The sequence below is a fragment of the Chthonomonas sp. genome, from assembly GCF_035294165.1.
In the GTDB taxonomy this organism is placed as follows: domain Bacteria; phylum Armatimonadota; class Chthonomonadetes; order Chthonomonadales; family Chthonomonadaceae; genus Chthonomonas.
Map to the genome: position 1 here is coordinate 1 of NZ_DATGLN010000170.1, position 25914 is coordinate 25914.

Here is a 25914-nt window from a genome sequence, read left to right on the forward strand (position 1 = left end):
CGTTCGGTGGTCTATATTGATGCCTCAGAGACCGTGCGGGTTGAACCCGACATCTTTGACGAGATGATGGGCGTTGAGCCGCAGGTGGAGCAGAGCCATTGGGAAGGTTCCGGGGTGATCATCACGCCGGATGGCTACATTCTGACCAATGAACATGTGGTAGGGCGTAGCGACAGCGGGCGTAAGATTACGGTGACTTTGGCCGATGGAAGGCGATTCAATGGGCATTTAGTAGGAGCGGACTATACCACCGATGTGGCGTTAGTAAAAATTGATGGGCATAATCTACCGGCTGCCAAATTGGGAACGGTAAGAGGTTTGGTGCCCGGGCAGATATGTGTGGCTATCGGAAATCCGTTGGGGTTACGATTCACCGTTACCAACGGGGTGATCAGCGCCCTCGATCGTCCCATCGCGACCGACGATGGGCGCATCTACTCCCATCTTATTCAGCACAGTGCTGCCATTAACCCTGGCAATTCGGGCGGCCCTCTTGTGGATATCGAGGGACGTGTTATCGGCATTAATACATTGGTTCGTCAGCATGCCGAGGGCATCGGATTCGCCATTCCCATTGATACTGCCTTGCAAGTTGCCGAAGAGCTTAAGGCCTACGGCAAAGTTCCACGGCCTTGGCTTGGTGTGGTAGTGCAGACCAATACGCCATCTTTAGCAACACGTTTTGGGCTGCCACCGGTGAAAGGAGTTGTCGTTACCGGCGTGTACCGTGATGGGCCGGCGGCCCAAGCCGGCATCGAGCCAGGCGACGTTATTACCCGCATCAACGGACGCCCGATAACGGATAGCGACCAGTTCCGTGCGGTTACGCAGGGGTTGAAGGTAGGAAGCACGGTAACTCTGGAGGTTCATCGGGGCGACCAGTACGCCCAGATTCAGGTTCAGGTGGCTCAACAGCCTTAAGCCCTGTAAAAGATTCGCGGTTCTGCCACAATTCCGGAATAGGAGGGTGGAGATGGAGAAGGGAGCGAGCATAAAAAATACAGAAAAGCACACATGTTCGTTCAAGCGCTATTTAAGGGTACTATTAATTCGTAGCTCTTCAGAGCCTATGGCACATTGGTGCCCGTGAGCAATCGAATAAAGAAACATCGAACCGCAGGTATGGTTTCCTTAACAGAGTATCGGTCATTGCCTGAGAGTTGCTGCCGTTCCTATGGCAGCGACTTCAGGAAGGAGTAAGGAGTCACTCGCTATGGAGACAGGGTTACAACGATGGAAGCAGTCGCTTTCGCTTGCCCATGATATAACGACGGCCACTCCGGAGCAGCGTGAGGAGCTGTACTGGCTGCAGCGCTGCGCGGAGGGAGATGAGCGCGCCGTGCGTTGGATACTGCAAAAGTATCGTGATCGGGTCGTACGCTTGGCCGCTCAGGTGTTGCGCAGTTCACGTGAAGCGGAGGACATAGCGCAGGAAGCGTTTGTAAAAGCGTTTCGTCAGATCGGACAGTTTCGTGGTGAAGTCAGTTTTTACGCATGGCTCTATCGCATCGTTGTGAACCTGTGTTTAGATAGGATGCGGCGTAAAAGCGCCAAGCTTGAGACCTCTCTCGATACGGAGGCTCTGTCAACGCTCGTTGCTCCGAGCGTTGACACCGACCAGCGGCTTGCCATCGAACAGATCATCAACTCGCTATCGCCGCCCATTCGTGCCGCACTCATTCTGCGAGAGGTGGAGGGGTTGGAGTACGCAGAAATAGCCGAAGTATTGGATATTCCGGTAGGCACGGTGCGCTCGCGTTTAAGCGCCGCACGAGAGCAGTTTCGCCAAAAGTGGCTCGCTTTGCAGGAGGAGATAGAGAATGTCTGATCCATGCCGGCAATGGCGCCGACTGCTTTCTCTGGAGATGGATGGGGCTTTGCCGTTTGCGAAGCGTCAGGCGCTGCTTGCGCATCTTAAGACATGTGCCTCTTGTCGTAACGCCTACGAGGCCTATCAGCAGATGCGAAAGTACCTACAACAAGACTGCGAATGCAGGGTTGCCTCTTCGTTTGATGACCGCATTCTGCAGGCTTTAGCGCAACCACAACCTCTTACTTGGTGGGAACAGAGAAAGGGGGCGATCATCTTTTTGGCTCAGGCTGCAGCTGGTGCAGTAGCCGCCGCAGCAGTTACCTGGATTTTGCTGCTGTCTTCGCTTCACCTGTCGCAGCCCTCGCGGGGAGTGCCTGGAGATATACAGCTCACGAAGAGCCATCGTTTTGTGCCGGGTACCCTGGCATTACCTTTAAACACCTCTTCACCGCGAGCAGCCCTCATGTGGCACTCGACTTCAGCGCCCGAAGTTCGTGCGTATACCCCTCAATAGTCACGATGCCAGCTACGCATTCGCAGCCATGGGAGCCTCATCAGCCTAAGCCGCTTGTTACCGCTCCCAAAGGGTGGGGATCGGTAAGAGGCTGGTATTTCGGTATCGTTATTGGGGTTTTGGGGGGGCTGGCACTTCTGCCTTTCACTCGGAACATACTCCTCGCCCAGTGGGAGACTTCCTTAACTTCCGGATATAGTGGCTTGGTTGCGCCTATGCACTTATCGGCAAGTGATGCTGCCCGTTTGGAGTGGGTGGCGAGTACAGAGCCATCAGACGTTCTCGTGCAGATGGGGCTAATTTCGGCAAATCTAGATCATCCGCTTTCCGCATCAAATGTCTCGGTAGGCACTCTTGCGCGGCTCGTAGGCCTGATACAAAAGCATCCAAATGTGCCGGGTTTGTACGCCCTTTTGGTGCATGTAGCGCTTCAGCAAGAGAGCAGCGAAGTCGTTGCTGGCGACCATTCTATGAACCCTGTGCCGGCCTCCAAACCGAACGCGCTTTCCCCTGTAGCACCACAAAGGGGTGCGATTCTCGACGTGGCCTTGAAGAGAGGAGAACAGCTAGAGCCGAAAAACGCCTTTTGGCCGGCCATGCGTGCCTGGCTTTACTTTTCCGATCACCAGGAGTTACAAGGCGAGCAGGCTTTGGAGCGTGTCGCCTCTACCTCTCAGTGGAACTCGCATCTGTATGAACAGGTGTTAGGGGAATGGCGGCTCTATGCACAGGTTTTCGGCGATCAGGGGGCTTTACAGAAGCTTGAGCCGCTTACGCTACTCTCTTTTCCGCATCTGCAGGCCTTGCGGGCCATGGCTTTTCATGTGCATGATGAGGCCGAGCAAGACATCGCGGTAGGGCACCTTTCTCAGGCGTTCCGGCTGCATCATGCGCTAGCGCGTTTGGGCGGGATACTGCGCGACACGGCCCCGTGGGCCTACGAGGCCCTTTTGGGAACCGATTTAGTGCTTATTGCGAGCACGGGGGATAAGACGCCCTTACAAGGAGAGGGGATGATCGACTCGTTAGCCACATGGGAGCCTTACGGCCGGCGCTATCTCGCTCTGTTACGCCGTAGCGGGGAGGAGGCGGAGGCTCTTTGGCTGGAGCATGAGGTCATCAAAAGTTTGAAACTGCGTCAAACATTGGGGCTGGCGCGTTCCGCAGCACCTTATGATGGGGTACCTCCCGGCATTCCTCTTAAGGCCCTTTTGTCCGATTGGATGTTAGGAGTGCTTACACTGCAGCAGATGATAGGACTTTTGGGTAGCTTTTTTATTCTCGGTGGCGGGGCGCTGTTGATAAAACGGTTTCCGCGTGCTCAACTTCTGCTCTTTCTAACACTTGCGACACTTTTTATGGGGTTGCTCTACCTATTTTTCCTGTTACCCTCGATGGGGTGGGCATTAGGGGTTCTTGTCTGTGGGGGGCTGTTGTGGCTGGTGGGTTTATCCTGGCTATCTGGTCGCCTTTTTGGCAAGGAGGAACCACAAACAGAGCCTGCTTGGAAAGCGAGCGCCCTTTGTGTTATTTTAGGCTTCGGGGTAACGGCGGCCTTGTGGGGTGGGTTTCATGCTCAGATAGGGCAGATGCACCCTTTGGCGCGCGTGTTGTCGGGATTAGATAGTGTTGGGCCTCATGAAGACCAAGTGCAAATGCTAGTACGTTGGTTTCTCGGCCTATCGTTTGCGTTTGTGGTTTGTGTGGTAGGTGGAATAAGGAGTCTCCTGTTGAAGAGCAGGCCATTAGAGGGGGCTTTTCAAATGGTTCGTAGTCTGCTGTGGCCTGCGCTAGCCCTTATGGCGGTTGTCTACCTCGGTCTGCTGCAGATCACCATCAAGCAGGATGCCCGCACCGCCGCGGCCATTCAAGAGGCTGCAATGAATGATAGAGAATGGGTATTAACGCACACATTGTCTGAATAGAGCACTTTTACCGAAATATTGCGATTTTACGGGTGAGAGTGCTATAATCTGCACTTGGTTTTCCAATGGCGGTAGGCCACGTGAGGAGAGTATGGAACGTACTTTTATTATGGTAAAGCCGGACGGTGTGGAGCGCCGGCTTGTGGGCGAGATCGTTCGGCGGTTTGAGCAGAAGGGGTTACGACTGGTCGGCATGAAGTTGCTGCTGCCCGGCCGCGAGCTTGCCGAGAATCACTACGCAGTGCATCGTGAGCGACCCTTCTTTCAAGACCTTGTGAATTTTATTACCAGTGGGCCGGTAGTCGCGATGGTATGGGAAGGGCCTAATGCAGTACGCCTTTCCCGAGCCCTTATCGGTGCCACAAACCCGCTTGATGCCGCTCCGGGAACCATACGAGGCGATTTTGCTACCGAGATCACCACGAATCTCGTGCACGGTTCCGATTCGGTGGAGACGGCGGAGAAGGAGATAGCGCTCTGGTTTCGACCGGAGGAGCTGTTACGCTAAGCGCTTCGAAAAATCTTGCAATCGGCGTAAAAAGTTTTCCCGTATTCGCGCGAAATGCGGTATAATCTGAAAGGTAGGGTAGAAGGAACCTTCCCTACTTTGAAGAGATTCTGAGCTTCCACAAGAAGTTGAAATAGGCTAGATAGAGAGGAACCATCATGGCAAAAACCATTGCCGAACGCTCCGCGAGGGGCGAGCTAACACGCGATGAGCTTATTGACCTCTATCGTCTCATGCTCCGTATCCGACGGATGGAAGAGTCGGTCTATCAGAAATTCCACGAGGGCAAGATCGGGGGCTATCTGCATCGCTACGACGGTCAAGAAGCCCTTGTAGCCGGCGTCATTCCCCAACTGCGTCTTCCTGGTGATTATGTGCTCTGCACCTATCGCGATCACGCCCATGCGTTGGCCTGTGGCACCGAGATGCGCGCCATCATGGCGGAGCTTTTAGGGCGCGCCACCGGTTGTGCCGGTGGAAAAGGAGGCTCGATGCACCTTATCAATCCGGATCGCGGCTTCCTGGGCGGCGACGGTATTGTTGGAGGGCCGGTGCCGATCTCGTTGGGGGTTGGCTACGCGTTGAAATATAGAGGGGGCGACAATATCTGCGTCTGCTATTTCGGCGATGGGGCCATGAACCAGGGGGGAGTACATGAGGCTTTGAATATGGTGGGTCTCTACAAGCTCCCCATTCTTTATGTGCTGGAGAACAACCAGTACGCCATGGGAACTTCGGTGCAGCGCTCCACCGGGCAGCCCGACTTCGTGTTGAAGGCGAAGGCGCACGGCATTGAGGGAGAGCGGGTAGATGGCATGAATGTGTTGACCATGCATGAGGTCGCTCGTCGAGCCATTGAGCGCATCCGGAAGACGGGGGAGGCCTACTTTTTGCAGGCCGACTGCTATCGCTTCGTGGGGCACGGCATTGGAGATGACAACACCAAAGGTTGGATGTTCTACCGAACCGAAGAAGAGGTTCAAAAGTGGCGTCAGCGCGACCCGATTCTGCAGCTTCAGAAGTATCTCCAAGAGCACAGCCTTATTTCCGCAGAAGAGCTAGATCAGATCGAGCAAGAGGCCCGCGCCGAGGTCGCCGATGCCATTGCTTTTGCTGAAAACAGCCCTGAACCTCCTCTCGATAGCCTCTACGATCATGTCTATGTGTAGATGCCGACACCAAAAGGGAGGAGTTCTTTTTTAGACCATGGCACGAATGCGCTATAATCAGGCCCTGCGACTTGCCCTTGCGGAGGAGATGGAGCGCGACCCCAATGTGTTTATCTGCGGCGAGGACGTGGGGCAGTATCAGGGAACCTATAGGGTGACCGAAGGGTTGTTTCAGCAGTTTGGCCCTCGACGAGTGCTCGATACACCCATTAGTGAAATCGGCATTGCAGGCCTTGCTACCGGAGCGGCCATGGTGGGGTTGCGGCCTGTGGCCGAGTTCATGACTTGGTCTTTCGCTTTGGAAGCGATGGACCAGTTGGTGAATCATGCCGCGAAGATCACCTATATGTCTAGCGGTCGAATCCACTGCCCCGTCGTCTTTCGTGGGCCGGCCGGGGTGGGCACGCAGTTGTCCGCTCAACATTCGCAAAGCCTTGAATCGTGGTATGCCCATACTCCCGGCTTTAAAGTGGTAGTTCCCTCCACGCCAGCCGACGCGAAGGGCCTCTTAAAGGCCGCAATTCGAGACGATAACCCGGTGATTTTTATGGAGCATGCCAGCCTGTATGGGCTTGCCGGCGAGGTGCCGGAAGACCCCGATTTCACCCTGCCGTTAGGGGTGGCTTCGGTTGTGCGCGAAGGCTCCGATGTAACCCTGATCTCCTATCTGCGATGCCTGCATCTGTGCCTCAAAGCGGCAGAGATGTTGGAGAAAGAGAACATCTCCTGTGAGGTCATTGACCTCCGTACACTCGTGCCGTTAGACGTGGATGCCTTGTTGCGTTCCATTAAAAAGACTCATCGTGCCGTGGTGGTTCACGATGAGTGGCGAAATGTGTCCATTAGCGCGGAGATCGCCGCTCGGCTATACGAGCAGGGCTATGACGAGCTAGATGCGCCCGTCGAGCGCGTGGCCGGGGCCGACGTACCCATGCCTTACGCGCGCAATTTGGAACGAGCCGCCATTCCCAATGAGAACGAGATTGTAGCCGCGGTGAGGCGCACTCTCGCCTAGGTCTTTAGACAAAGTATTTTATCATTCCAGAAAGGTCGAAAAAGAGGCTGCGCTCCTAAAGGCATGGCCTCCTTTCTATCTGTTGAGGTGAACTCATGGCAGAAGTTCGCATGCCTAAAATGGGCGATGGCATGGAAGAGGGGACGATCATCGCTTGGCTGAAGAAAGAGGGCGAGCCTGTCGCCAAAGGTGAGGCTATCGCCGAGATCGAAACGGATAAAGCAAGAGTCCCTCTGGAGTCGTACGAGGAGGGGGTTTTAACAAAGATTTTGGTGCAGCCAGGTGAGACCGTCCCTATTGGAACGGCTGTTGCTATTGTTGGGGAGCCAACCGCCCAGAAAACCGATTCGCAACGCTCGAACGGCGCAACGGCCTCCTCCACCGAGGAATCCCAAAATCGGCTTTCCTCTGCTCAAACAACGACCAACACGGCTACCCCTCTCTCGCAAGCGACGATAACCACAAGCGCTCAGTCGGAGGAGCGCGTGCGTGCCTCGGGCCTGGCGCGCTCCATCGCAAAGCAGTATGGCATAGACTTGCATCAGATTAAAGGCACAGGGCCGAACGGGCGCATCGTTGAGCGCGATGTTCGCGCCTTTCTGCAAACCCAGACAACACCAACGGCTCCGGAAACCGCTCCCGTTGTGGAGCGAGCGCCGGAATCGGTGCCCACAACCGTCCCGGGACAGGAGATACAGCCGTCGCGCATGCGCCGCGCCATAGCCGAACGCACGCGCAAGAGCAAGCAAAATATCCCCCATTTCTACGTAACTATGGTCATCGAGATGGATCGGGCGCGGGCGCTTTTGCAGGAGCTTAACGCCGATGCAAGCGATGGAAATAAGATCACCGTTAATGACCTCATCGTTAAGGCCTGCGCTGTCGCTCTCACCCGTGTGCCCGAAGTCAACGCTTCATGGACGGATAATAACACCATCGTGCGGCACGAGGCCATTCATATCGGCATCGCCGTGGGCATTGAGGAGGGGCTGATCGTGCCGGTGGTGCGCGATTGCCAAGCAAAGACATTGCGACAGATATCCGCCGAAGCCAAGCAACTGATCGCCAAAGCCCGCAGCGGCCAGCTGAAGCCGGAAGAGTATAGCGGCAGCACATTCAGCATTTCCAACCTTGGCATGATGGGCGTGGATGAATTTACGGCCATCATCAACCCACCAGACGCTGCAATATTGGCGGTTGGCGGCATTTTCCGTGAGCCGGTAGTGGTGGGCGACACCGACGAGATCGCCATCCGCGCCCGCATGAAGGTGACCCTCTCCGCCGACCATCGGGTGCTCGATGGAGTGGTGGCCGCCCGATTTTTGCAGGAGCTGAAGCGAGTTCTAGAAGCACCCTTATCGTTGCTCTCCTAAAATTTCGCCAGCTGAAAAGCACATCTGTAAGAGAATGGGAACCTCTTTGCAAGCAAAATCCGGTAAAATGCACAGGCAGTGCCACTTCGGCGTTGTATGAAGGGACTTAGGCCGATATGAATCCGGCGCGCTTCTTCTTCTCCGAGAAGCTTCTTGAATACGATATGGGGCCAGGCCATCCCCTCAAGCCGATTCGGCTGGAAATGACCTACGCTCTTCTGGAGAGTTATGGTCTTTTTGAGGAGGCCTTGGAAAAGGTAGAACCAGAACTTGCAAGCGACGAAGAGGTCTGTCTCTCTCATAGTGCGGAGTATCTTGATGTGCTGCGGCGTTTGGAGAGGGGCGAGCCGGTGGCTGATGTGTACCGATATGGGCTAAATACGCCCGATAACCCTCTGTTTCCTCGCATCTATACCGCCTCTATGCGCTATACAGGGGCCTCCATAGGGGCGGCACAGGCCGTGATCGAGGCGAAATCACAAGAGGGCCAGCCGGTAGCCTTCAACTTGTCGGGAGGGCTGCATCATGCGCACTACAGTCGTGCCTCTGGTTTTTGCGTGTTAAACGACTGTGCGGTAGGAATACGACGCCTTCTTCGCGGGTTTTCACGGGTGGCCTATGTGGATATTGATGTACATCATGGAGATGGGGTTCAGGAATCGTTTTATCGTGATCCGAATGTTCTGACCATCTCGATCCATGAGAATGGAAGAACGCTCTTTCCCGGCACCGGTTTCCCTGAGGAGATAGGAGAAGGGGCTGGATTGGGCACAAGCGTTAATATTCCGTTGGCACCAAACACGCCCGATGAGGTATGGCTTTGGGCATGGCGCGAGGTGGCGATTCCTATCCTAGAAGCTTACCATCCCGACGCCATCTTTCTGCAGATGGGAACCGATGCCCATGCCTACGACCCGCTCGCCCATGTCTGTTTGAGTGCGCAAGGCTGGTTGCAGGCCGTTAAGGATGTAAAAGCTTTGGGCAAACCCATTGTCGCCGTAGGGGGAGGCGGCTATAATTTAACCACCGTTCCGCGCATGTGGACGTTGGCGGTGGCCACTCTGATCGGCAAGGAGATAGCGGACACAACCCCGCAGAGCTATGCCTATCACGAAAGCATACCGCAGCTTACCGACCCCATCGAGCCGGCAGTCTCCGATGCAGAACGCCAGGCTGCATGGGCATTTGCTAAAAGAACCGTTCAACAAGTCAAAAGCCTTCTCTTTCCTTACTATGGACTAGGCAAATCCAGTATCAATTAACAATGCTTGCGAAGGAGCATTTCAAATCAACATGATTAAAGCAAAGCGGGTGCTATTCCCTGCACTGGGAATAGCTTTGACGATGGTGTGGCGAGGCGCTATGGCGGCGCCTCAGGCGCAACCGAATGCCGGGGCACCCCAACAGGCCAACAGTTCGGCTCCTGGCGGGGGCGCACCTCAAATTGTAGGTAGCGTTTTTGGAGAGAATCTGACCTGGGACGACTTTATTTCCCAGTTTCGTAAGGACTTTCCTCAGCAGTTTAAGGATACCGTTGCCCAGGTGATCGGCCCGTCGGTGGCCGATCAGCTCTTTGGCGATAGCCCTAAAACGTCGGTTACGTTGACACCGGATGAGGTGCTACAACAGTTAAAACAAAATCCACCGCCTAGTCTCTATAATGCGGTAAATGCCATTTTGCAACTCATGATGGTGGAGCATGAGGCTGCTGCCGAGGGGGTAACCGTTACCCCTGCCGAGGTCGATCAGGCGCTGGATCAGCAGCTCAAACAGCTGCGAACGCAGGGGGTTATTCCTGCCAGTCTTACGGACGATCAGTTTCTTGCCCAGCGCCACATCAGCCGCGATCAACTGCGCGTGTCGGAGCGTTTTCGCCTGTTGCTCGAGGGGTTGATGAAAAAAGACCTTGAGAAGAAGCTTGGGCACCCCATAGGGCCGGGCGATTTTGTGGATGCGCGTCATATCCTCATCAAAGCGCCCGACATTCAACCGAACTCCTCGGCCGCCGATAAAAAGGCCGATGCCGATGCAAAAGCGAAAGCCGAACAGATTCGCGCGCAGATCCTGGCTAAAAAGATCAGCTTTGAAGATGCTGCTAAGAAATATAGCGATGACACCGGCTCTAAAAACCGCGGTGGCGATTTAGGCGTCTTCATGCGGGGACAGATGGTGGCTCCCTTCGATGCGGCTGTTTTTAGCCTAAAACCGGGGCAGATCAGCCAGCCGGTACATACGCAATACGGCTATCATCTCATCGAAGTGATAAAGACCGGGGATCAGATTCCGGCCGATCAGCGCCAGCAGGTGCTTGACCAGGTTCTCAATCAACAGGCGAACGAGTATATCACGCAGCTATCTCAAAAGGCCGGTCTGAAAAACAACCTACAACCTCCGGCCCCTATGGGCTTGCCACCTCAGGCCGGGCGTTAAGATGCTTTGCTAGAGAGGGACGCAGAAGATGCTAGGTCGTACTTCAGGGTCGCTAATCTCTGTATGGGGGCGTGTTGCTTTGTTAAGTGGGCTTGGTTTAGGGCTTTGGGGGCTATCTCTAAGCCCTAACCGGCCTGCCAATGCGCAAGGGAACGGCGATCAGAATCCCCCTTCGACTTCAGGCACTACGGTCACTCCAACGCCCCAAAAGCAGGAGGAGGATTTAAAGGCTCTTCAAAAACAGCAGCAAACACCTGTTGCACCGCCCGCCAATCCGCTGGTGCAGCCCACAGATAGCAGCGGCAAAAGCCTCAACGGTACGCCAAACAAGGCGGTGGAGCAGACCTTAGAGCAGAGCCTAAAGGATTTCGGAGATTTTAGTCCGAATCCGCCGGATGCCCGTACCTTCAAGCGCCCTGAAGACCTCCCTCTCTTCGGTTACGACTTTTTCGAGCCGGCACGAGAATACATTCTCGCCAGACGCGCCTTTTTGATGCAGTACTATCCCTATCTCAAAATGACTGTTGGAGGCGCTGCAACATCTTCTTCTACTTCTTCTACGCCTCCGATCTCCCCAACGCAGCCCACAAGCAATCCGAATGCAGCCGGCATCGCGACAGGCAACCCAATGCCTCAACCTCCCGTCAATGCGCCTCAGCCAACTCAACCCATTGTACCTCCTTTGCCTGGAGCAACCTCCACCCAGCAACCTCCTTTAGGGCCTCTTGGCGCTGCGGCGTTAACGGCGGGAGTAATGGGGCAAACCACCGTACCCTCCCAGAACTCCGAGAATCCAACGCCCTCTTTAGGAACGGAGAACCAATATCCGTATGCCGCTCCCTATAACTATCCGTATGCTCCCTACTCTCATATGCCTCCCCTAATGGGCTATCCCTATGGCAACCCTCTTTACCCACCATTTGGTGGCCCTTATGCGGTGCCTAATGGCGTCTATGGCAGTCCCGTAACGCAACAGCCCGGCGAAAACGCGATCAATGCCTACAATGGAGTGGCCGACCCACTCGAGCAGATGGTGTTCAACATCATTTCGTCTCCTCCCTTGAACTATCAACTCTTTGGTGGAGATGTGGTGGTCGTTCGATACTCTAATCCGGCTATGGAGCCGCGCGTTCTTACCTTGCAGGTAAGCCCGCAAGGGGAGTTGGATTTAGGTAAAGATGGCCGAGTGAACGTGGCAGGGATGACGTTGGCCCAGGCAGAGCAGGCCCTACGTGCGCATCTGAGCCGTTATTATCGTAATGTGGATGTCTCAATCAGCCTCTCACGATTGCGCACTATCTCGGTAACCGTGATGGGGCATGTGTTTGCGCCAGGCACCTACATTGTGCCGGCGGTGGCAACCGCTTTTAATGTGCTGTACGCTGCCGGCGGCCCCACAAAGGACGGCTCGTTTCGCGATATCGAGGTGCGGCGCGGCAATAAGGTGTTGCCTCTTGACCTCTATCAACTCATGGCCGATCTACCCGCTAAGGGAGGAACCTCTCGCTTCGATATTCCGCTTCAACCAGGCGATGTCATCTTCGTGCCCGGTACCGATGAACGGGTCTATGCTATGGGGGAGGTGCGCTCACCTGCCTGTTATGAGTTGAAGCAAGGGGAGACGTTGGCCGATCTCCTACACCTTGCCGGGGGGGTTCGCGCTGCCGGAGTTAGCCATGCGGTGCAGGTAATCACGGTGCAGCCCGGAAAGGCGAGGGTAATTCACACAGTAGACCTCGCAGATAGCTCTGCCGTTGCGCATTTTCGCCTTTACGATGGCGATATTGTGAACGTACTGCAGTTACGGCCTACTATCCAGAACGTGGTACGGATTGATGGGGCTGTGGCTCAGCCAAGTGCCTACGCCCTAACCCCCGGAATGCGCATAGCCGATCTGGTGCAGATGGCCGGTGGCCCTCTCAGTGAGGCCTATCTCCAACGCGCCGCTCTCTATCGTTGGAACCCAAGCGGCGTTCCGACCTACATTCCCATTCATTTGGCCGCCGCTCTGGAGGGCGATCCGGCAGCCAATATTCCCTTACAGCGGTGGGATAAACTGGAAATTTATACCGTCCAACAAGCGGCCTTTATGGGGGAGCGTAAGGTAACCGTTCGCGGAGATGTACAGCGCCCAGGCGTGTATCAGTACAGCGAAGGAATGCATCTCAGCGATCTGCTGCTGAAGGCCGGTGGGCCGCTTCCCGATGCTGCCTTGGTGGTGGATGAGCGCCAAAATGGAGATGGAAGTAAGCGCTACTACTACGCCACCATAGATGAGCTGCAGGCGGGAGATGGTCAGAAGAACATTGCGGTGCACGATAACGATGTCGTCGCCGTCTACACCGAGGCGCAGGCGCAATATATGCCGGCACATAAGGTGGTGATCTTGGGACTGGTGAACGCTCCCGGTCAGTACGATAGAGGCGAGGATATGCATCTCAGCGATCTACTACGCCTCGCCGGCGGGTTGCTGCCAAACGCCAGCAATCAGATTGTGATAGCCCATGCACGCCAATTCGTAAGCGGCAACGAAAGTCCTACGCAAACCGTGATGGTCACACGAGGCCCTCACGGCGAGTGCGTGCCCGATCAAGACCCCCTGTTGCGCGATGGGGATGTGGTAACCGTGCCTGGAGTGGGGCACTATCAGGAAAAGCCGATGGTGGCCTATATTCAAGGGCAGGTAGAACATCCGGGCCCCTACATTATCACCAAGACGACCCGTATCAGCGATCTCGTTCGCATGGCCGGTGGGCTAACCAAAGAGGCGTTTCCTGAAGGTGCCCAGTTCAACAGAAACCCGGATGAAATGGCCTCGCCGGAGCAGAAACAACTTGCTCGCGTCATTAGCGACCTTGCTGACCTCTATAACCAAAGTGACTATAAACGACAGCTAGCGCTTTCCGATTTGGAGCGCATTAAGGCTGCCGGCAATGCGGCCACAAGCAGCGTGCCACTCACCACCAATGGGCAGGCAGCCGGCAGCTCTGCGGCAGCCACGTTGGCTTTGGAGCTTTCCAAGCGCGATCTGGTTTCGCCACCGCGCGTGCTTGGCCCAACCGACCTGCAGCCCAACGGCAACATCGCTATTAACCTGCCGGAAGCGCTGAAACATCCGGGTGGGCCGGATGATCTGCTTTTGGCAGATGGCGATCAACTCACCATTCCAACCGTGCCAACAACGGTACAGGTGATCGGCGCTGTTGTTCAACCGCGAGGGGTGATCTATCGTAAAGGTGAGGGAATTTCTTACTACGTCAATCAAGCAGGCGGTTATGCTCCGGATGCGGCTTTAGACCATATCGTGGTGATTCATGCAGGGGGTGGCCTCACTCCAGGCTATAAGGTGCGCTCTTTGGAGCCGGGAGATCTGATCTTTGTTCCTACGAAGGTCCTTGCCGCCAAGCTTTCAGGGGGAGGAAACAACATTGAGGACTTCTTCCGCGCCCTTACCACCAGCGCCATCATTTTCCGCATCGCTACGGGGCTGGTGGGCTTGTAAGGTGTCTCGCCGTTCCGTCTGCTAAAAACGTATGGCTAGGCTCCAGTTTGGAGGCGAAGATACCGAAGAATCTCTTGACAAGAGGCGGGCTGTCGTGCCAAAATAGTAGAGGCTTTTCGGAAAGGCTTCCTATTCCCCGCTAGCTCAATCGGCAGAGCATTCGGCTGTTAACCGAAGGGTTGATGGTTCGAGTCCATCGCGGGGAGTTAAAAAGGTGACAGGGTAGAACTTCGGTCGAAGTTCTACCTTTTTGCTTTTTAGAGCAGAGGCAGAGGCTGGGGGATGATAGGTAGAGGGTGAACAAACTTACTGTCATGAAACCGGCCGGGCATAAAGCCAAACGGGATTTGAGATGGGCACAGGGCGATATGGACTATTTTGTTGTCACTTTTTATCTTTTTGGATGTCAAAGCAGTTGGAACTACTACTCTCTCTACGTTAACTTAAGGCTTTATTGTTCGTTCTTTCATTAAAGCATTAAAGACAGAAAAGTGTGGAAAGGAGTTCTGTATGCTGTCTCCTCAAGGAAGACGAAGCTTATGGCTTTTGCTTATTTCTGGCCTTATCCTCTACGGAGACATGAAGACTATCCCCTACAGTCTATCCTCTACAGTTGCGCAAAATCCCTCTCTGATCCCACCGGTATTGCCGCCTGTGCTCTTTGCTGATAGGGGTGACCAAAAGGCTTACCTTTGTTGGAACCCATGTCCAGAGGCTGCCTTCGGCAAAGTAAGAGGATACCGAGTTTTCCAAAAAAGAGGCAAGGACTGGGTAGCTATTGCCACTGTTGGTCCTAATCGGACTGAATGGACAGCAACCGGTTTAGATAACGGAAAAACCTATACTTTTGCCGTGGCGGCCCTGCTGCACGATGGAGCCGAAACGGAGCGTTCCTGCTCTGTAGATGTAAAGCCAACCACCCTTAAACCTCCTACACTACAAACCGAGCCGGTCTCGTTATCGTTCGGCCCTTACCGTGAGTCGATTTCACATGGAGTTGTTGTTCACTGGGCTGATGGGCAGAGCATTGTTTTCGACGAAGATATTGCCCGTTGGCGCGATTGGCAGGTTGCCGATGGGCAGCACCTGCTCTATCCTATCCCTTACGGTAACGGCATTGATATGGTAAAGATGGACGCCCAGGGCTTTCCCACTATGCCACAAAAAACCAAGGACCATCCATGGCTCGGTGATGCTTATACAGTAGACTACACCTCGCCCACGCGCGAGCTAGGAGACCGCACGTTTCGGGGGTTGGTCAGCTACCATATAGACGGGGAAAGGGTGACCTTTGAGAGTTGGTTGCCCATAGAGGATACAGGTTGGACACGCTGGACAGCTATTCGGGTCTGGCAAACCTTTTGGCCTGTGCAGAAGAAAATAGGGGGAACCCTTTATGTTGGACTGGCTCGCAAAATAGAGGTGTTCGTGCCCTCTTATTTTAAGTGGGGGTATCAGATATGTCTGAACGATGGCTTTGGTCCAGAGGGGGTTCGCAAAAACGTGAGCCTTTACTATGCCCATTTTCATTCGGCGGGAATTGTAGACTTTTCACCCTCTTGGGATATTACCCAACCGATGCTAGCCGGAACACCTCGGCGTGGTGGCGGCTATCATGCGGATCTAGGCTGTCTGCAGGCCGTGCCTATGGGCTTTCTCGACTGGGGTAATGGGAATCTGATTTTTGCAGTGCGGCAGCTCTATCACTGCGCCCACATCCAATTTGCAAGTTACCCAGAAGAAGGCCATGATGGAGTTTGGCCCAACCTTGCCTTCGATTGCGGCGAGGCGGGGCGTCGGTTTGTGGTAGATACGGTCTACTATCTTTATAGCAGTCCGAAAATAAGCCGGGATTTTCCACCGGTACCGCAACGTTATACGGATGCACAACTCCATTTTCTATGGCGTAATGCTGAGACTTTTGGCTTTAAGCCTGCCTTCCTAACCGCTTCCGTCTACACAGGAACACTCGATGGTCAACGATTAGCCAAGGTTGGACTACTTCCTTTCGCTCGGGAGTTGGCCAAAGCGTGGCACCGTAACTCGATAGACGCTTTCGCATTTTGGCACGATTTTTGGCTTAGCCAACCCTACTCAGTCTCTTCCAAGTACTTGCGCGATCCCAACTATGGAGCGAATAGGGAAATAGCCACCCTGTGTAAACAGCTCAAAGAAGATGGCATTCAACCTGTGTTTTGGATGAGAGGGGAACTGCTGACTATGAGCTTGCCTTTAGCGCTTTCGGATCGCTTCTGGGGAGGAGATCCGCGTGCAGAGGAGTATCAACAGTTTCCCTGTGGAGCACCCTATTTGGAGCAGTTAGGTGCTAAACGAGTTCGTGAGCACGCCATGGAATGGATACGGCGTAACAAGGATGGGGAATGGCCTAAAGATACCCCCTACGGATGGGTACCTATGAGCATGGCAAGTGGTTGGTTCGATGACCAGCTCTATCCTACGCTTCGCATGGGCCGTCTGTTAGGGTTTGAGGGGATTTTGGTAGATGGTGGATTCGGTGGGTTAGAAGGAGTTGACTATACGCCTCTTATTGAGGGTAAAACGAAAGAAGCTCTTCCCTGCCAACCCTATTGGTGGCGTTTCTATCGTACAGCCGCTTGGCTGGGTTATCGTCTTTGGGGAGAGTGTACAACGTCCTGGCTGGGAGGATTTGTGGCCGGAGCTGGCATTCAGCACGACATGCCCGATCTATGGTGGCTTTCCGTAGGCAATAGCTACGATCGCCCCAGTTTTGTAGACGAACCAGCTTTTGAACATCGTGCCTTTGAACTAGCGGAAATGAGCCCTGGTGGTACGCTGGACAGGATAGGAGAGGATTTTCTAGTGGCGCTTAGTGAGCATCGGCTCCCTAATTGGAAAGACCTACCCACCCCGTTCCGTCGGGAATTAGCTACCGCTATGGGGTTCCTCAGAAAGTATGGCCCTCCAAAACGAATCGTCTTTGTGAACCTCCGCCCTGGTGAAATCAAAAAGTGTACGACACCATCAAATTGGTTTACCGGTTCGCACAATACATCCTTTACCTATCGAGGTTGGCAATGGGACGGTGTAGAGTGGGTTACTCAAGATGGTCGCCATATTGCCTATCCTAGTACGCCCTAAGGAAAGGAGGATAGAGTTGCAGCGTCGGGAGTTTTTAGGTCGGATGGGCCAATGTTTGATCGGTGCTTATGTGGAAGTCCATAATAAATCTGCGGAAACACGAAAATCCGTGCAACCTGTGCAATTTGTCTCTTGGGGTGGTATTGGCAGTCCCAATCGTGTAAAAGGTGCGGCTTCGCTCGGTATAGATACCCATCGACTTCCGCTAAGTCCATGGCCTAATGCACAGGGCGAGTACGATTTTCAAGCAGCCGCTATCTATCTACCCTTGCTGAAGCGCTTCGGCCTCAAGACTGTTGTGTCGATCTTCAGCCACGGTGTGCCGGATTGGTTTTGGCAAAAGTATCCTGATACGAAGCCAAAAAACGCTCAGGGAGAACATGGTACCTGGGCCGGTTCCATCTGGAGCCCACAAGTCCATGTAGAGGTTCTAAAAGGCATTCAAGAGATTATTGCCTATTTGAGTAGGCACGAACTACTCCATCTGGTGGATGGTGTGGAAGTAGGGGTGGGAATGGAAGGGCAGTTATCCTATCTGTGGGGTTCGTTTTGGGCATTCGACCCCTACGCTCTCATGGCCTACCGTTATTTTCTTCGGGGTCGCTTTCCCTCTATAAAGTACCTCAACACGATGTGGGGAACCCGCTATGTAGAGTTTGCCGATATTTTGCCCCCATTACGCTATGAGCAAACGGCAGCGTGCCGCACGTTTTTAGATTTTTATCGGCAGAGCATTCTGGAAACAGCGGAAGCATGGAGTGGCGCCGTTGCGACGAGGTTCCAGCCAAAAAGTTGGGTATGGCTCTCCCATTTTATTGCTCCTGACCAGCGGCCCTATGCTGCAAGGTATCCGGAATACTATCTATGCCATCTGCACCGACTTGGGCGTGCCGATGTGGCTATTGTGTCGGTGGTTCCCGGATGGCAAACCCGGCAGGAAGTAGATGGCTTACGCAGACTTGGGCTGCGTACAATCGGTGAGTGGGATATCACTCCGACCCCAAACCGACAGTTGCAACAGGCCCAACTTGCATGGGACTTAGGATGCGATGGCCTCTTCGTCGGTGTGCTTGAGAACTTAATGGATGAACAAGGCCACCTAAATGAGGTAGGCAGTACGACACAACGTATTATTGAACAATGGAGAAGTGGTAAGAGGCCTGTTTGACTTTTAGCCGTACCGTCGGAGGAACTAACGGTCAGCGAGTAAATAGAAAAGAAGAAGAAATCTCCCGTGAGTTGGGAATGTTGTAAGCGCTGCGCGCCCAGCATGCGACGGCTTTGCCCTAGCGGCAGAGCCTGCGAACTAGCATGATGTGCACAAAAAGCCTCTTGCCTTTCATTTCTCTTGCGCACAATTTTGTGGCAGAAGAAGGTTTGAATTGTCCAGGCAGTGCAGCTAACGGGGTTAAATAGAATCGGCTGTTTGAGTGGTACGTTCGAGTACCTCTTTCTGTTAGCTGTTAGGGGTGGAGAGTAGTCTAATTTGGGTGATGAGTTTCACATGGGGAGGATGCCCCGTTTTGTTTGCGGTGCCATCTATGTTACATTAAAAGAAGAGAGGAGGAAACCACACTTCCCCCGCGCGCCTTAGGTCAGCGGGTTTCATGCGTACAATCTTATTATGAAAATATTAGGACTGGATGTTGGAGAAAAAACGATAGGGGTTGCTATAAGCGATGAGGAGGGGCGTTGGGCCTTTCCGCTGAAAACTATTATTCGCCAGGAGGGGTGGCGACGCGATATGGCAGCCCTTCGTGAGTTGATAGCGGCGGAGAAGATCGGGCGGATTGTGGTGGGAATGCCCCTGCAGTTAGACGGACAAAAAGGCGTTCAAGCTCAGAAAGTAGAGGCGTTTATTGCCATTTTGCGTAGAAATGTGCGTATTCCCATAGAGGTTCTTGATGAACGTCTAACCACAGTGGAGGCGGAGAAGGCTCTGCGTGCTTTGGAGACAGACCCGATGCGCCGAAAAGAGGTAATAGATGCGAACGCAGCCAGTTTGATTTTGCAGACCTATTTAGACCGTCGGCAGAATAAGCAAAACGAGCCGTTCAAACCGGAATCGCCGAGATAAGAGGTGTGCAGCGAGCCGACCGTGCAGGAAATGTCGTACTTACGCAGATTTGGTTGAAACCATACGCCCGTTGGGTGCTTCCTTCGCTCTCTCGCTCGTCGAATCGTGTACAATAATAAAAGAGTCTCTGTGGGCTTAGAGCATTTTGCTTATAGGCAAGTGACGAGCGCATTATGATGGGTGTTTGAATGGCACTATCTGGCAAGCATAAAGGGCGGATGCAGAAAGAGGGTGGGTGTTCGAGGGGAGCCGCAGAAGAGCCGCTGGATGCGAGTATGGAGATAGGAGAACGAAAAGGGATTTTACGATTTTGTCCTCATCGTTATGTGCGTTCCGTTCTCGATGTCGCCCCTCAAGAGCTATGGGAGCGCGGGTTCAGAGGGGTTATTTTGGACTTAGATAACACGTTGGTGCGGTGGCAAAAAGAGGAGATCGAGGCCGAGTTGGCGAATTGGATTGAAAGTCTAAAGCAACTAGGTATTCGCATCTGTCTGCTCTCCAACTCCCTGCGCACGGGGCGGTCGCAGCGCATTGCCCGCCGTTTTGGCATTGAGGCTGTGGGGTGGGCAAGGAAGCCTTCGCGGAGCGGGTTCCGACGCGCTTTAGAGGCGCTTGGCACCTCGCCTGCGGAGACGGTGATCATAGGCGACCAGATGTTTACAGACATTTTCGGTGGCAATCGCATGGGGTTATACACCATTATGGTGCAGCCGTTGCATCCGCATGAGTTTCTCTACACACGTTTGGTAAGTCGTCCACCGGAGCGGCTGCTTCTATGGTACTTTCGGCGTAGAGGGCATTTAAAGGAGGCGCGACTTTAGGGATTCATGCATGAGATAAGCGGAAAAACGCGGGTGGTAGGGGTGTTCGGTTGGCCGATAGAACACAGTTTGTCTCCGGCCATGCACAATGCCGCCTTTGCCGCTTTGGGGCTTTCGTGGGTCTATGTGCCATTCCCGGTGCCTCCGGATGGGCTACAAAAGGCACTTGCGGCGCTACCCGCCTTAGGGATCGTAGGGGTAAACCTAACGATTCCCCATAAAGAGCGGGCTATAGAATATATGCACGAACTCACCCCCATAGCGGAGGCGATTGGTGCTATTAACACGGTGCACTGTCTGCCGGAGGGGCTTTTGGGAGATAACACCGACGGGGAGGGGTTTTTTCGCCCTTTGCAGGAGCGCCACTATGATGTGGGTGGAAAAGCCGCGCTTCTCGTGGGAGCTGGGGGAGCGGCACGGGCAGTGGCCTACACGTTAGTTCAGAAAGGCATTAAGAAATTGACAATCGCAAACCGCACACCGGAGCGTGCCGAACAGCTTGCGGAATGGGTACATGCACGCTGTCCCTTGAGTTGTGAGGTAGAGGCCATAAGCTTAGACTGCCGGTCGCGTCTGCGCGCAGTGATGAAAGAGGCCCAGCTTCTGGTAAACTCAACGAGTGTGGGGATGTATCCTCATCACGAGGCCGAGCCGCCGATCCCGCCGGAGTGGCTTCAAGCGAATTGTTTAGTGTATGATCTCGTCTATAATCCTATGGAGACACGCCTTTTGCAGGCAGCGCGGGCGCGCGGTTGCGCAACCATAGACGGCGTGCAGATGTTGGTATGGCAAGGCGCTGCGGCTTTTGAAAGATGGGTAGGGCAAAGCCCACCGGTGGCAACGATGGAAGCGGCCGTAAGAGGTAAACTACAGGGAGCCTAGAGGCGTAGCCGAAAATAGAACAGATGCTCCTGGTGGTAGGGAACAAAAAAGACTACAAAAGTGTTCTATATAGTTAGCAAGGTCTGCGTGTCTTTTCGGCCAGTGTTGGCAAAAATGCGTGGTAGCGGAGACGGTTATCCGAAAGCACTCATTATTCGTTCATTAGTAGACCGTTTCTGCCGAAGGGTGCCTTCGGGCAGCACAAAAAAAGTGCTTGCACTCACAGAAAGCTTGTGATATAATCGGCGCAGCGTTTGACATCAGTAAACGCAAGCGCAGTTCTGTGGTGGCTGCGTTCGTCGCAGCGATAGGAAGATAGATAGAAACCAACACGAACTCGCATAGGGTGGAGATAACTACCATGGTAATGGCACGCAAAAGTATGGGCGACTATATGCTGGAGAAGGGCTATGCCACCCAGAGCCAAATAGAAGAGGCTCGTAAAATCCAGCAGACAACAAAGCAAGACCTTGCGCGCATTCTCATCGAGATGGGCATTAATCCCGTACACGTCTACGAGGCAAAAGCCCAGGAGATGGGAGTCGCTTTCGTTAACCTCACCACCTACAAACCGGATCCGAGCGCAATTAACGTGGTGCCCGACCATGTGGCCAAGGCCCACAATGTGCTGCCGGTGAAAAAAGATGGCCAGGTGCTCTATGTGGCTATGGGCGACGTGAATAACCTCGAAGTGCAAGACACACTGCGTATGGTCTCACGGTGCCAGATACGGCCGGTTCTCGCCGTGCCCGACCAGATAGAGCAGGCGCTTACCACCTATTATGGAGGAGGCGTGTCGGCCAATGCCAACTCGGACGGCGCCAAGCCGAGCACAGAGCTGGTCGACTCGGATGCGCGTTCCGCCATGGCGCAAGCAATGGCCGAATATGGCGCCCGTGGCGAGGCCGCTAAAGAGGTGGATGAGGAATCGGACTTGCGTGAGCTGGTGGATCAAGCACCCATTGTTCGCCTGGCGGCCACCATCTTGCAACAGGCCATTAAAGAGCGTGCCTCCGATATTCATATCGAGCCGGATCGCCGTGGAATTCGCGTGCGTTACCGCATTGATGGCGTGCTCCATGAGATCATGCAGATGCCCGCCTATCTCAAGCTCCCTCTCGTGGCCCGCTACAAAATCCTGGCCGAAATGAACATCGCCGAACGCCGCGTGCCGCAGGATGGTCGTATTGCCACACGCTATCAGGGCAAAGAGTACGACCTGCGCGTCTCCTGCTTGCCCAACCTGCACGGTGAGAAGATCGTCATGCGCATCCTCGACAAAAACAGCGTGATGATCGGTCTAAACAAACTCGGTTTTTTGCCGGAGGTGCAGGCGCAGCTCGAGGAGCTTGCCTCGCAGCCGAACGGTATGATCCTCTCCACCGGCCCTACCGGACATGGGAAAACCACTACCCAGTACTCCCTGCTGAACAAATTGAACACAGTGGAGAAGAACATCCTAACGATTGAAGACCCAGTAGAGTACGTGCTTAGCGGCGTTACGCAGGTGCAGGTCAACCGAAAGGCCGGGCTTACATTTGCCACAGCCCTGCGCGCCTTCCTCCGCCAAGACCCCGACATCATCATGGTAGGAGAGATGCGCGACCTCGAAACCGCAGAGATCGCCATTGAGGCTGCTCTTACCGGTCACCTCGTTCTCTCCACGCTGCACACCAACGATGCGCCGTCGGCCACCATCCGCCTTATTGACATGGGCGTGGAACCCTTCCTTATCTCGGCAACGGTGATAGGGGTTCTGGCACAGCGCCTCGCACGGCGCATCTGCAATGAGTGCAAAGAGTTCTATGAGGCGCCGGCCTCCGACCTGAGGAAGTTTGGCTTTAAGGTGGAAGACCCGGCCCAAACCGTGCAGTTGGCGCGTGGGCGTGGATGTGAGGCCTGCCGCCACACCGGCTATCGAGGGCGTATCGGCATTTACGAGTTGATGCGTCTCAATGCCGAGATCGCCGAAATGATCGTGCGCCGCGCCCCTTTGGCCGACCTGAAGGAGGCTGCAAAGGCCAACGGCATGATGGAGTTGCGTGAGGATGGGTTGGCGAAGGTGCTCCAGGGTATTACCACTCCTGAAGAGGTGATGCGTACGGTCTTCACGGCAGGCTATTGAGCCTTCTTGAAGATTTGGTGCGTATACTATTTAGAGAGCGCGCTATGCTTGCTGCGCTCTCTGAAAAAGCACTCTTTTGAATTCTGAAAGGGTTTTACGGAAGTGTCAAATTTGAATCCGCCTAATCGTCCACCCCAACAAGGGACACCACCGGTGGCCAATCCACTGATGGGCACTCCGACAACCGGAGGAACGCCCCCGCCACCGGTAAGCCCTCCGCCTCAGGCGGTGCAGGTAACAAGCGCACGCCCCGCACCGCTCGATGACGCACACATAGATGACCTCCTGCGCATCGTTGTAGAGAAGGGAGCCTCCGACCTGCATCTGGCCGTGGGCATCCCGCCTGTCGTGCGCATAGATGGCGCTCTACAGCCGCTGCCGTTCGAAAAAGTAACCCCGCGCGACTCGCAGCGCCTCGTCTACGAAATCCTCACCGACGAGCAGATACAGCGCTTTGAGACCGACCTCGAGCTCGACTTTTCGTATCAGATGGCGCGGTCGGCTCGTTTCCGCGTAAACGTGTTTCGAGATAAGGGGAATGTGGCGAGCGCCTTCCGCCAAATTCCGCAAAAAATTCCTACCATCGAACAGCTCGGACTTCCGTCCGTGCTTATCGAGCTAACGCGCCTACCACGCGGGTTGGTGCTGGTAACAGGGCCTACCGGTTCCGGTAAATCCACCACCCTTGCGGCCATGATTGACCGCATCAACTCGGAGCAGAGCCGCCATATCATCACTATCGAGGACCCCATCGAGTACCTTCATACGCATAAGTTCAGCATCATAAACCAGCGCGAGGTGGGGCAGGATACGCGCCAGTTCAGCAAGGCTCTGCGTGCCGCTCTGCGCGAAGACCCCGATGTAATCCTCGTTGGAGAGATGCGTGACCTAGAAACCATGCAGATGGCGGTCTCCGCCGCCGAAACGGGGCACCTGGTGTTTGCAACCCTCCACACGAACTCTGCGGCAACCTCGGTGGAACGTATCGTCGACTCGTTCCCGCCAGGCCAGCAGGAGCAGGTGCGTCTGCAGCTCTCTAACAACCTTCAGGCCATTCTCTGCCAGCAGCTGCTTCCGCGGGCCGGCCAGCCCGGTCGCGTGTGCGCCATGGAGATCATGCGGGCCAGCCCGGCCATTCGCAATCTCATCCGTGAAAACAAGGCCCACCAGATCACCTCGATGATCCAGACCAGTGGAAGCCTTGGTATGCAGACGATGGATCAAGCTTTGCGCGACCTCTATCTACGCGGCCTGATTACGCTGGAAGAGGCCATGTCGCGCGCGATGAACCCAACCGAACTCGAAAAGATGATCCGTACCGTCACCATGCCGCAAGGGGGACAACCCGGCGGCCAGGGCGGTATGAACCGACACTAGGAGGCTGCTCATGCCTATCTTTCAGTACACCGTAAGCGACGCCACGGGTAACGTGCGCACGGGGACGTCGGAAGCCGAAAGCGAAGAGATACTTACTCGACGCCTACAAGAGCAGGGCTTTCGCGTCACCACCATAAAGAAAACCGGTAAAGCACGAGGGACGACCTCCGGCACCGGCTTCGGCCGGGTAAAACTGCGCGATGTTGCCATCTTCTGTCGCCAGTTCTCTACCATGATTGACGCGGGCGTCTCGCTGGTGCGTACGCTCGATGTGTTGGGAGAGCAGACCCAAAACCCCAAGCTCCGTCGCATCATTAAAGAGATTCAGGTGGAGGTGGAGGGCGGTTCCACGCTCTCAAAGGCCATGTCGAGGTACCCCGCCGTGTTCAATAACCTCTTCATCGGGCTTATCCGAGCCGGAGAGGTCGGCGGTGTCCTTGAGGAGTCACTTCAACGCCTTGCCCACTTCCTCGAAAAGGATATGGAGCTGCGGCGCAAGGTGAAATCGGCTCTTACCTACCCCACCATCGTGGTGATCGTGGCGGTGCTCATTGTGTTGGGCTTAACCACCTTCATCGTGCCGAAATTCATAGACCTGTTTAAAGACCTGGGCGTGAAAGAGCTGCCCTGGATGACACAGGTGCTGGTGGACTTCAGCAACTTCCTGAAGAGCGAATGGTACATCGGGCTGCTTATCATCTTCCTCGTGTGGTTTTCCATCAAGATGCTAGGCCGTACCCGCCCGGGCCGAAGGTTTATTGACCGCTTCAAAATCTCCTGGATACCCGTCTTCAGCAAGCTGATCCACAAAGTCACTTTGGCACGGTTTGCCCGCACGCTTTCAACGCTGCTCTCCGCCGGTGTGCCCATTCTGCAGGCGATGGAGACGGTGGCCGGAGCGGTGGGCAACGTTATTGTAAGCGACGCCATTATGGCGGCACGTGCCCGCATTCGTGAGGGCGAGCGCATTAAAGACCCTCTAGAGAAGAGCCGGCTCTTCCCACCGATGGTCGTCCATATGATCTCCATCGGGGAGGAATCGGGTTCGCTCGATCACATGCTTACGAAGGTGGCCGATTTCTACGAGGGCGAAGTGGATGCTCAGCTCCAGTCGCTCACAGCGGCCATCGAGCCGATAATGATCGTGTTCCTAGGGTTCTGCGTAGGTTTCATCGTTATCGCGCTCTTCATGCCGCTGATTCAGGTGGTATCCAACCTGAGCGGTGGCGGCGGCGGAGATTAAACCATCCCAACCGCCTTGCT

General features: G+C 54.6%; 20 protein-coding genes and 1 tRNA gene. All 21 read left to right on the plus strand.

Annotated elements, in window-relative coordinates:
• On the plus strand, nucleotides 1-921 hold a 921-nt coding region (locus tag VKV29_RS08815; RefSeq protein ID WP_324200939.1), incomplete at its 5' end, for a S1C family serine protease.
• Between the two features lie 292 nt (nucleotides 922-1213).
• Nucleotides 1214-1828 (plus strand): RNA polymerase sigma factor, encoded by a 615-nt coding sequence (locus VKV29_RS08820; protein ID WP_324200940.1) that lies wholly within the window; start codon nucleotides 1214-1216, stop codon nucleotides 1826-1828.
• Nucleotides 1821-2327, plus strand: a complete 507-nt coding sequence (locus VKV29_RS08825; protein WP_324200941.1) for a zf-HC2 domain-containing protein — start codon at nucleotides 1821-1823, stop codon at nucleotides 2325-2327. Before VKV29_RS08820 ends, VKV29_RS08825 begins: the two co-directional genes overlap by 8 nt.
• Before the next feature lie 5 nt (nucleotides 2328-2332).
• Nucleotides 2333-4252, plus strand: coding sequence for a hypothetical protein (locus VKV29_RS08830; RefSeq protein WP_324200942.1), 1920 nt, complete (start codon nucleotides 2333-2335; stop codon nucleotides 4250-4252).
• A 91-nt stretch (nucleotides 4253-4343) separates the two neighbouring features.
• On the plus strand, nucleotides 4344-4760 hold the full coding sequence (gene ndk / locus VKV29_RS08835) for a nucleoside-diphosphate kinase (protein ID WP_324200943.1): 417 nt from the start codon (nucleotides 4344-4346) through the stop codon (nucleotides 4758-4760).
• A gap of 158 nt (nucleotides 4761-4918) precedes the next feature.
• Nucleotides 4919-5929, plus strand: coding sequence for a pyruvate dehydrogenase (acetyl-transferring) E1 component subunit alpha (pdhA, locus tag VKV29_RS08840; RefSeq protein ID WP_324200944.1), 1011 nt, complete (start codon nucleotides 4919-4921; stop codon nucleotides 5927-5929).
• Nucleotides 5930-5966: 37 nt separating this feature from the next.
• Nucleotides 5967-6944, plus strand: coding sequence for a pyruvate dehydrogenase complex E1 component subunit beta (locus VKV29_RS08845; protein ID WP_324200945.1), 978 nt, complete (start codon nucleotides 5967-5969; stop codon nucleotides 6942-6944).
• Nucleotides 6945-7039: 95 nt separating this feature from the next.
• The gene (locus VKV29_RS08850; protein ID WP_324200946.1) at nucleotides 7040-8317 is read left to right on the plus strand and encodes a dihydrolipoamide acetyltransferase family protein; all 1278 of its coding nucleotides are present in this window, start codon (nucleotides 7040-7042) and stop codon (nucleotides 8315-8317) included.
• 116 nt (nucleotides 8318-8433) lie between these two features.
• Nucleotides 8434-9579 carry an acetoin utilization protein AcuC gene (locus tag VKV29_RS08855; protein ID WP_324200947.1) on the plus strand — a complete coding sequence of 382 codons (1146 nt, stop codon included), beginning with the start codon at nucleotides 8434-8436 and terminating at the stop codon, nucleotides 9577-9579.
• 31 nt (nucleotides 9580-9610) lie between these two features.
• Entirely contained in the window at nucleotides 9611-10747 is a 1137-nt protein-coding gene (locus tag VKV29_RS08860; protein ID WP_324200948.1) for a peptidylprolyl isomerase, read from the plus strand.
• A 28-nt stretch (nucleotides 10748-10775) separates the two neighbouring features.
• Nucleotides 10776-14249, plus strand: coding sequence for an SLBB domain-containing protein (locus tag VKV29_RS08865; RefSeq protein WP_324200949.1), 3474 nt, complete (start codon nucleotides 10776-10778; stop codon nucleotides 14247-14249).
• Between the two features lie 133 nt (nucleotides 14250-14382).
• Nucleotides 14383-14455 (plus strand) — tRNA-Asn (locus tag VKV29_RS08870).
• Between the two features lie 90 nt (nucleotides 14456-14545).
• On the plus strand, nucleotides 14546-14722 hold the full coding sequence (locus VKV29_RS08875; RefSeq protein WP_324200950.1) for a hypothetical protein: 177 nt from the start codon (nucleotides 14546-14548) through the stop codon (nucleotides 14720-14722).
• 37 nt (nucleotides 14723-14759) lie between these two features.
• Nucleotides 14760-17369: a fibronectin type III domain-containing protein gene (locus VKV29_RS08880; protein WP_324200951.1), complete on the plus strand. Its 2610-nt coding sequence runs from the start codon at nucleotides 14760-14762 to the stop codon at nucleotides 17367-17369.
• A 43-nt stretch (nucleotides 17370-17412) separates the two neighbouring features.
• A complete protein-coding gene (locus tag VKV29_RS08885; protein ID WP_324200952.1) occupies nucleotides 17413-18537 on the plus strand; it encodes a beta-galactosidase in 1125 nt (374 codons plus the stop codon).
• 456 nt (nucleotides 18538-18993) lie between these two features.
• A complete protein-coding gene (gene ruvX, locus VKV29_RS08890; protein WP_324200953.1) occupies nucleotides 18994-19446 on the plus strand; it encodes a Holliday junction resolvase RuvX in 453 nt (150 codons plus the stop codon).
• Nucleotides 19447-19634: 188 nt separating this feature from the next.
• A complete protein-coding gene (locus tag VKV29_RS08895) occupies nucleotides 19635-20267 on the plus strand; it encodes a YqeG family HAD IIIA-type phosphatase (RefSeq protein WP_324200954.1) in 633 nt (210 codons plus the stop codon).
• Between the two features lie 6 nt (nucleotides 20268-20273).
• Nucleotides 20274-21149: a shikimate dehydrogenase gene (locus VKV29_RS08900; protein ID WP_324200955.1), complete on the plus strand. Its 876-nt coding sequence runs from the start codon at nucleotides 20274-20276 to the stop codon at nucleotides 21147-21149.
• Between the two features lie 367 nt (nucleotides 21150-21516).
• Nucleotides 21517-23274, plus strand: a complete 1758-nt coding sequence (locus tag VKV29_RS08905) for a GspE/PulE family protein (protein WP_324200956.1) — start codon at nucleotides 21517-21519, stop codon at nucleotides 23272-23274.
• 111 nt (nucleotides 23275-23385) lie between these two features.
• Complete coding sequence (locus VKV29_RS08910; RefSeq protein ID WP_343217356.1) at nucleotides 23386-24651, plus strand: type IV pilus twitching motility protein PilT; 1266 nt, start codon at nucleotides 23386-23388, stop codon at nucleotides 24649-24651.
• Between the two features lie 10 nt (nucleotides 24652-24661).
• Nucleotides 24662-25894, plus strand: coding sequence for a type II secretion system F family protein (locus tag VKV29_RS08915; RefSeq protein WP_324200958.1), 1233 nt, complete (start codon nucleotides 24662-24664; stop codon nucleotides 25892-25894).
• The last annotated feature ends 20 nt before the right edge of the window (nucleotides 25895-25914 follow it).

What these genes read in the sequence shown, in the direction of transcription:
- ruvX (WP_324200953.1), top strand. Translation starts at nt 18,994, where the DNA reads ATGAAAATATTAGGACTGGATGTTGGAGAAAAAACGATAGGGGTTGCT.
- VKV29_RS08860 (WP_324200948.1), top strand. Translation starts at nt 9,611, where the DNA reads ATGATTAAAGCAAAGCGGGTGCTATTCCCTGCACTGGGAATAGCTTTG.
- VKV29_RS08850 (WP_324200946.1), top strand. Translation starts at nt 7,040, where the DNA reads ATGGCAGAAGTTCGCATGCCTAAAATGGGCGATGGCATGGAAGAGGGG.
- ndk (WP_324200943.1), top strand. Translation starts at nt 4,344, where the DNA reads ATGGAACGTACTTTTATTATGGTAAAGCCGGACGGTGTGGAGCGCCGG.
- VKV29_RS08880 (WP_324200951.1), top strand. Translation starts at nt 14,760, where the DNA reads ATGCTGTCTCCTCAAGGAAGACGAAGCTTATGGCTTTTGCTTATTTCT.
- VKV29_RS08895 (WP_324200954.1), top strand. Translation starts at nt 19,635, where the DNA reads ATGGCACTATCTGGCAAGCATAAAGGGCGGATGCAGAAAGAGGGTGGG.
- VKV29_RS08845 (WP_324200945.1), top strand. Translation starts at nt 5,967, where the DNA reads ATGGCACGAATGCGCTATAATCAGGCCCTGCGACTTGCCCTTGCGGAG.
- VKV29_RS08865 (WP_324200949.1), top strand. Translation starts at nt 10,776, where the DNA reads ATGCTAGGTCGTACTTCAGGGTCGCTAATCTCTGTATGGGGGCGTGTT.
- VKV29_RS08825 (WP_324200941.1), top strand. Translation starts at nt 1,821, where the DNA reads ATGTCTGATCCATGCCGGCAATGGCGCCGACTGCTTTCTCTGGAGATG.
- pdhA (WP_324200944.1), top strand. Translation starts at nt 4,919, where the DNA reads ATGGCAAAAACCATTGCCGAACGCTCCGCGAGGGGCGAGCTAACACGC.
- VKV29_RS08885 (WP_324200952.1), top strand. Translation starts at nt 17,413, where the DNA reads ATGGGCCAATGTTTGATCGGTGCTTATGTGGAAGTCCATAATAAATCT.
- VKV29_RS08830 (WP_324200942.1), top strand. Translation starts at nt 2,333, where the DNA reads ATGCCAGCTACGCATTCGCAGCCATGGGAGCCTCATCAGCCTAAGCCG.
- VKV29_RS08820 (WP_324200940.1), top strand. Translation starts at nt 1,214, where the DNA reads ATGGAGACAGGGTTACAACGATGGAAGCAGTCGCTTTCGCTTGCCCAT.
- VKV29_RS08855 (WP_324200947.1), top strand. Translation starts at nt 8,434, where the DNA reads ATGAATCCGGCGCGCTTCTTCTTCTCCGAGAAGCTTCTTGAATACGAT.
- VKV29_RS08915 (WP_324200958.1), top strand. Translation starts at nt 24,662, where the DNA reads ATGCCTATCTTTCAGTACACCGTAAGCGACGCCACGGGTAACGTGCGC.
- VKV29_RS08905 (WP_324200956.1), top strand. Translation starts at nt 21,517, where the DNA reads ATGGCACGCAAAAGTATGGGCGACTATATGCTGGAGAAGGGCTATGCC.
- VKV29_RS08900 (WP_324200955.1), top strand. Translation starts at nt 20,274, where the DNA reads ATGCATGAGATAAGCGGAAAAACGCGGGTGGTAGGGGTGTTCGGTTGG.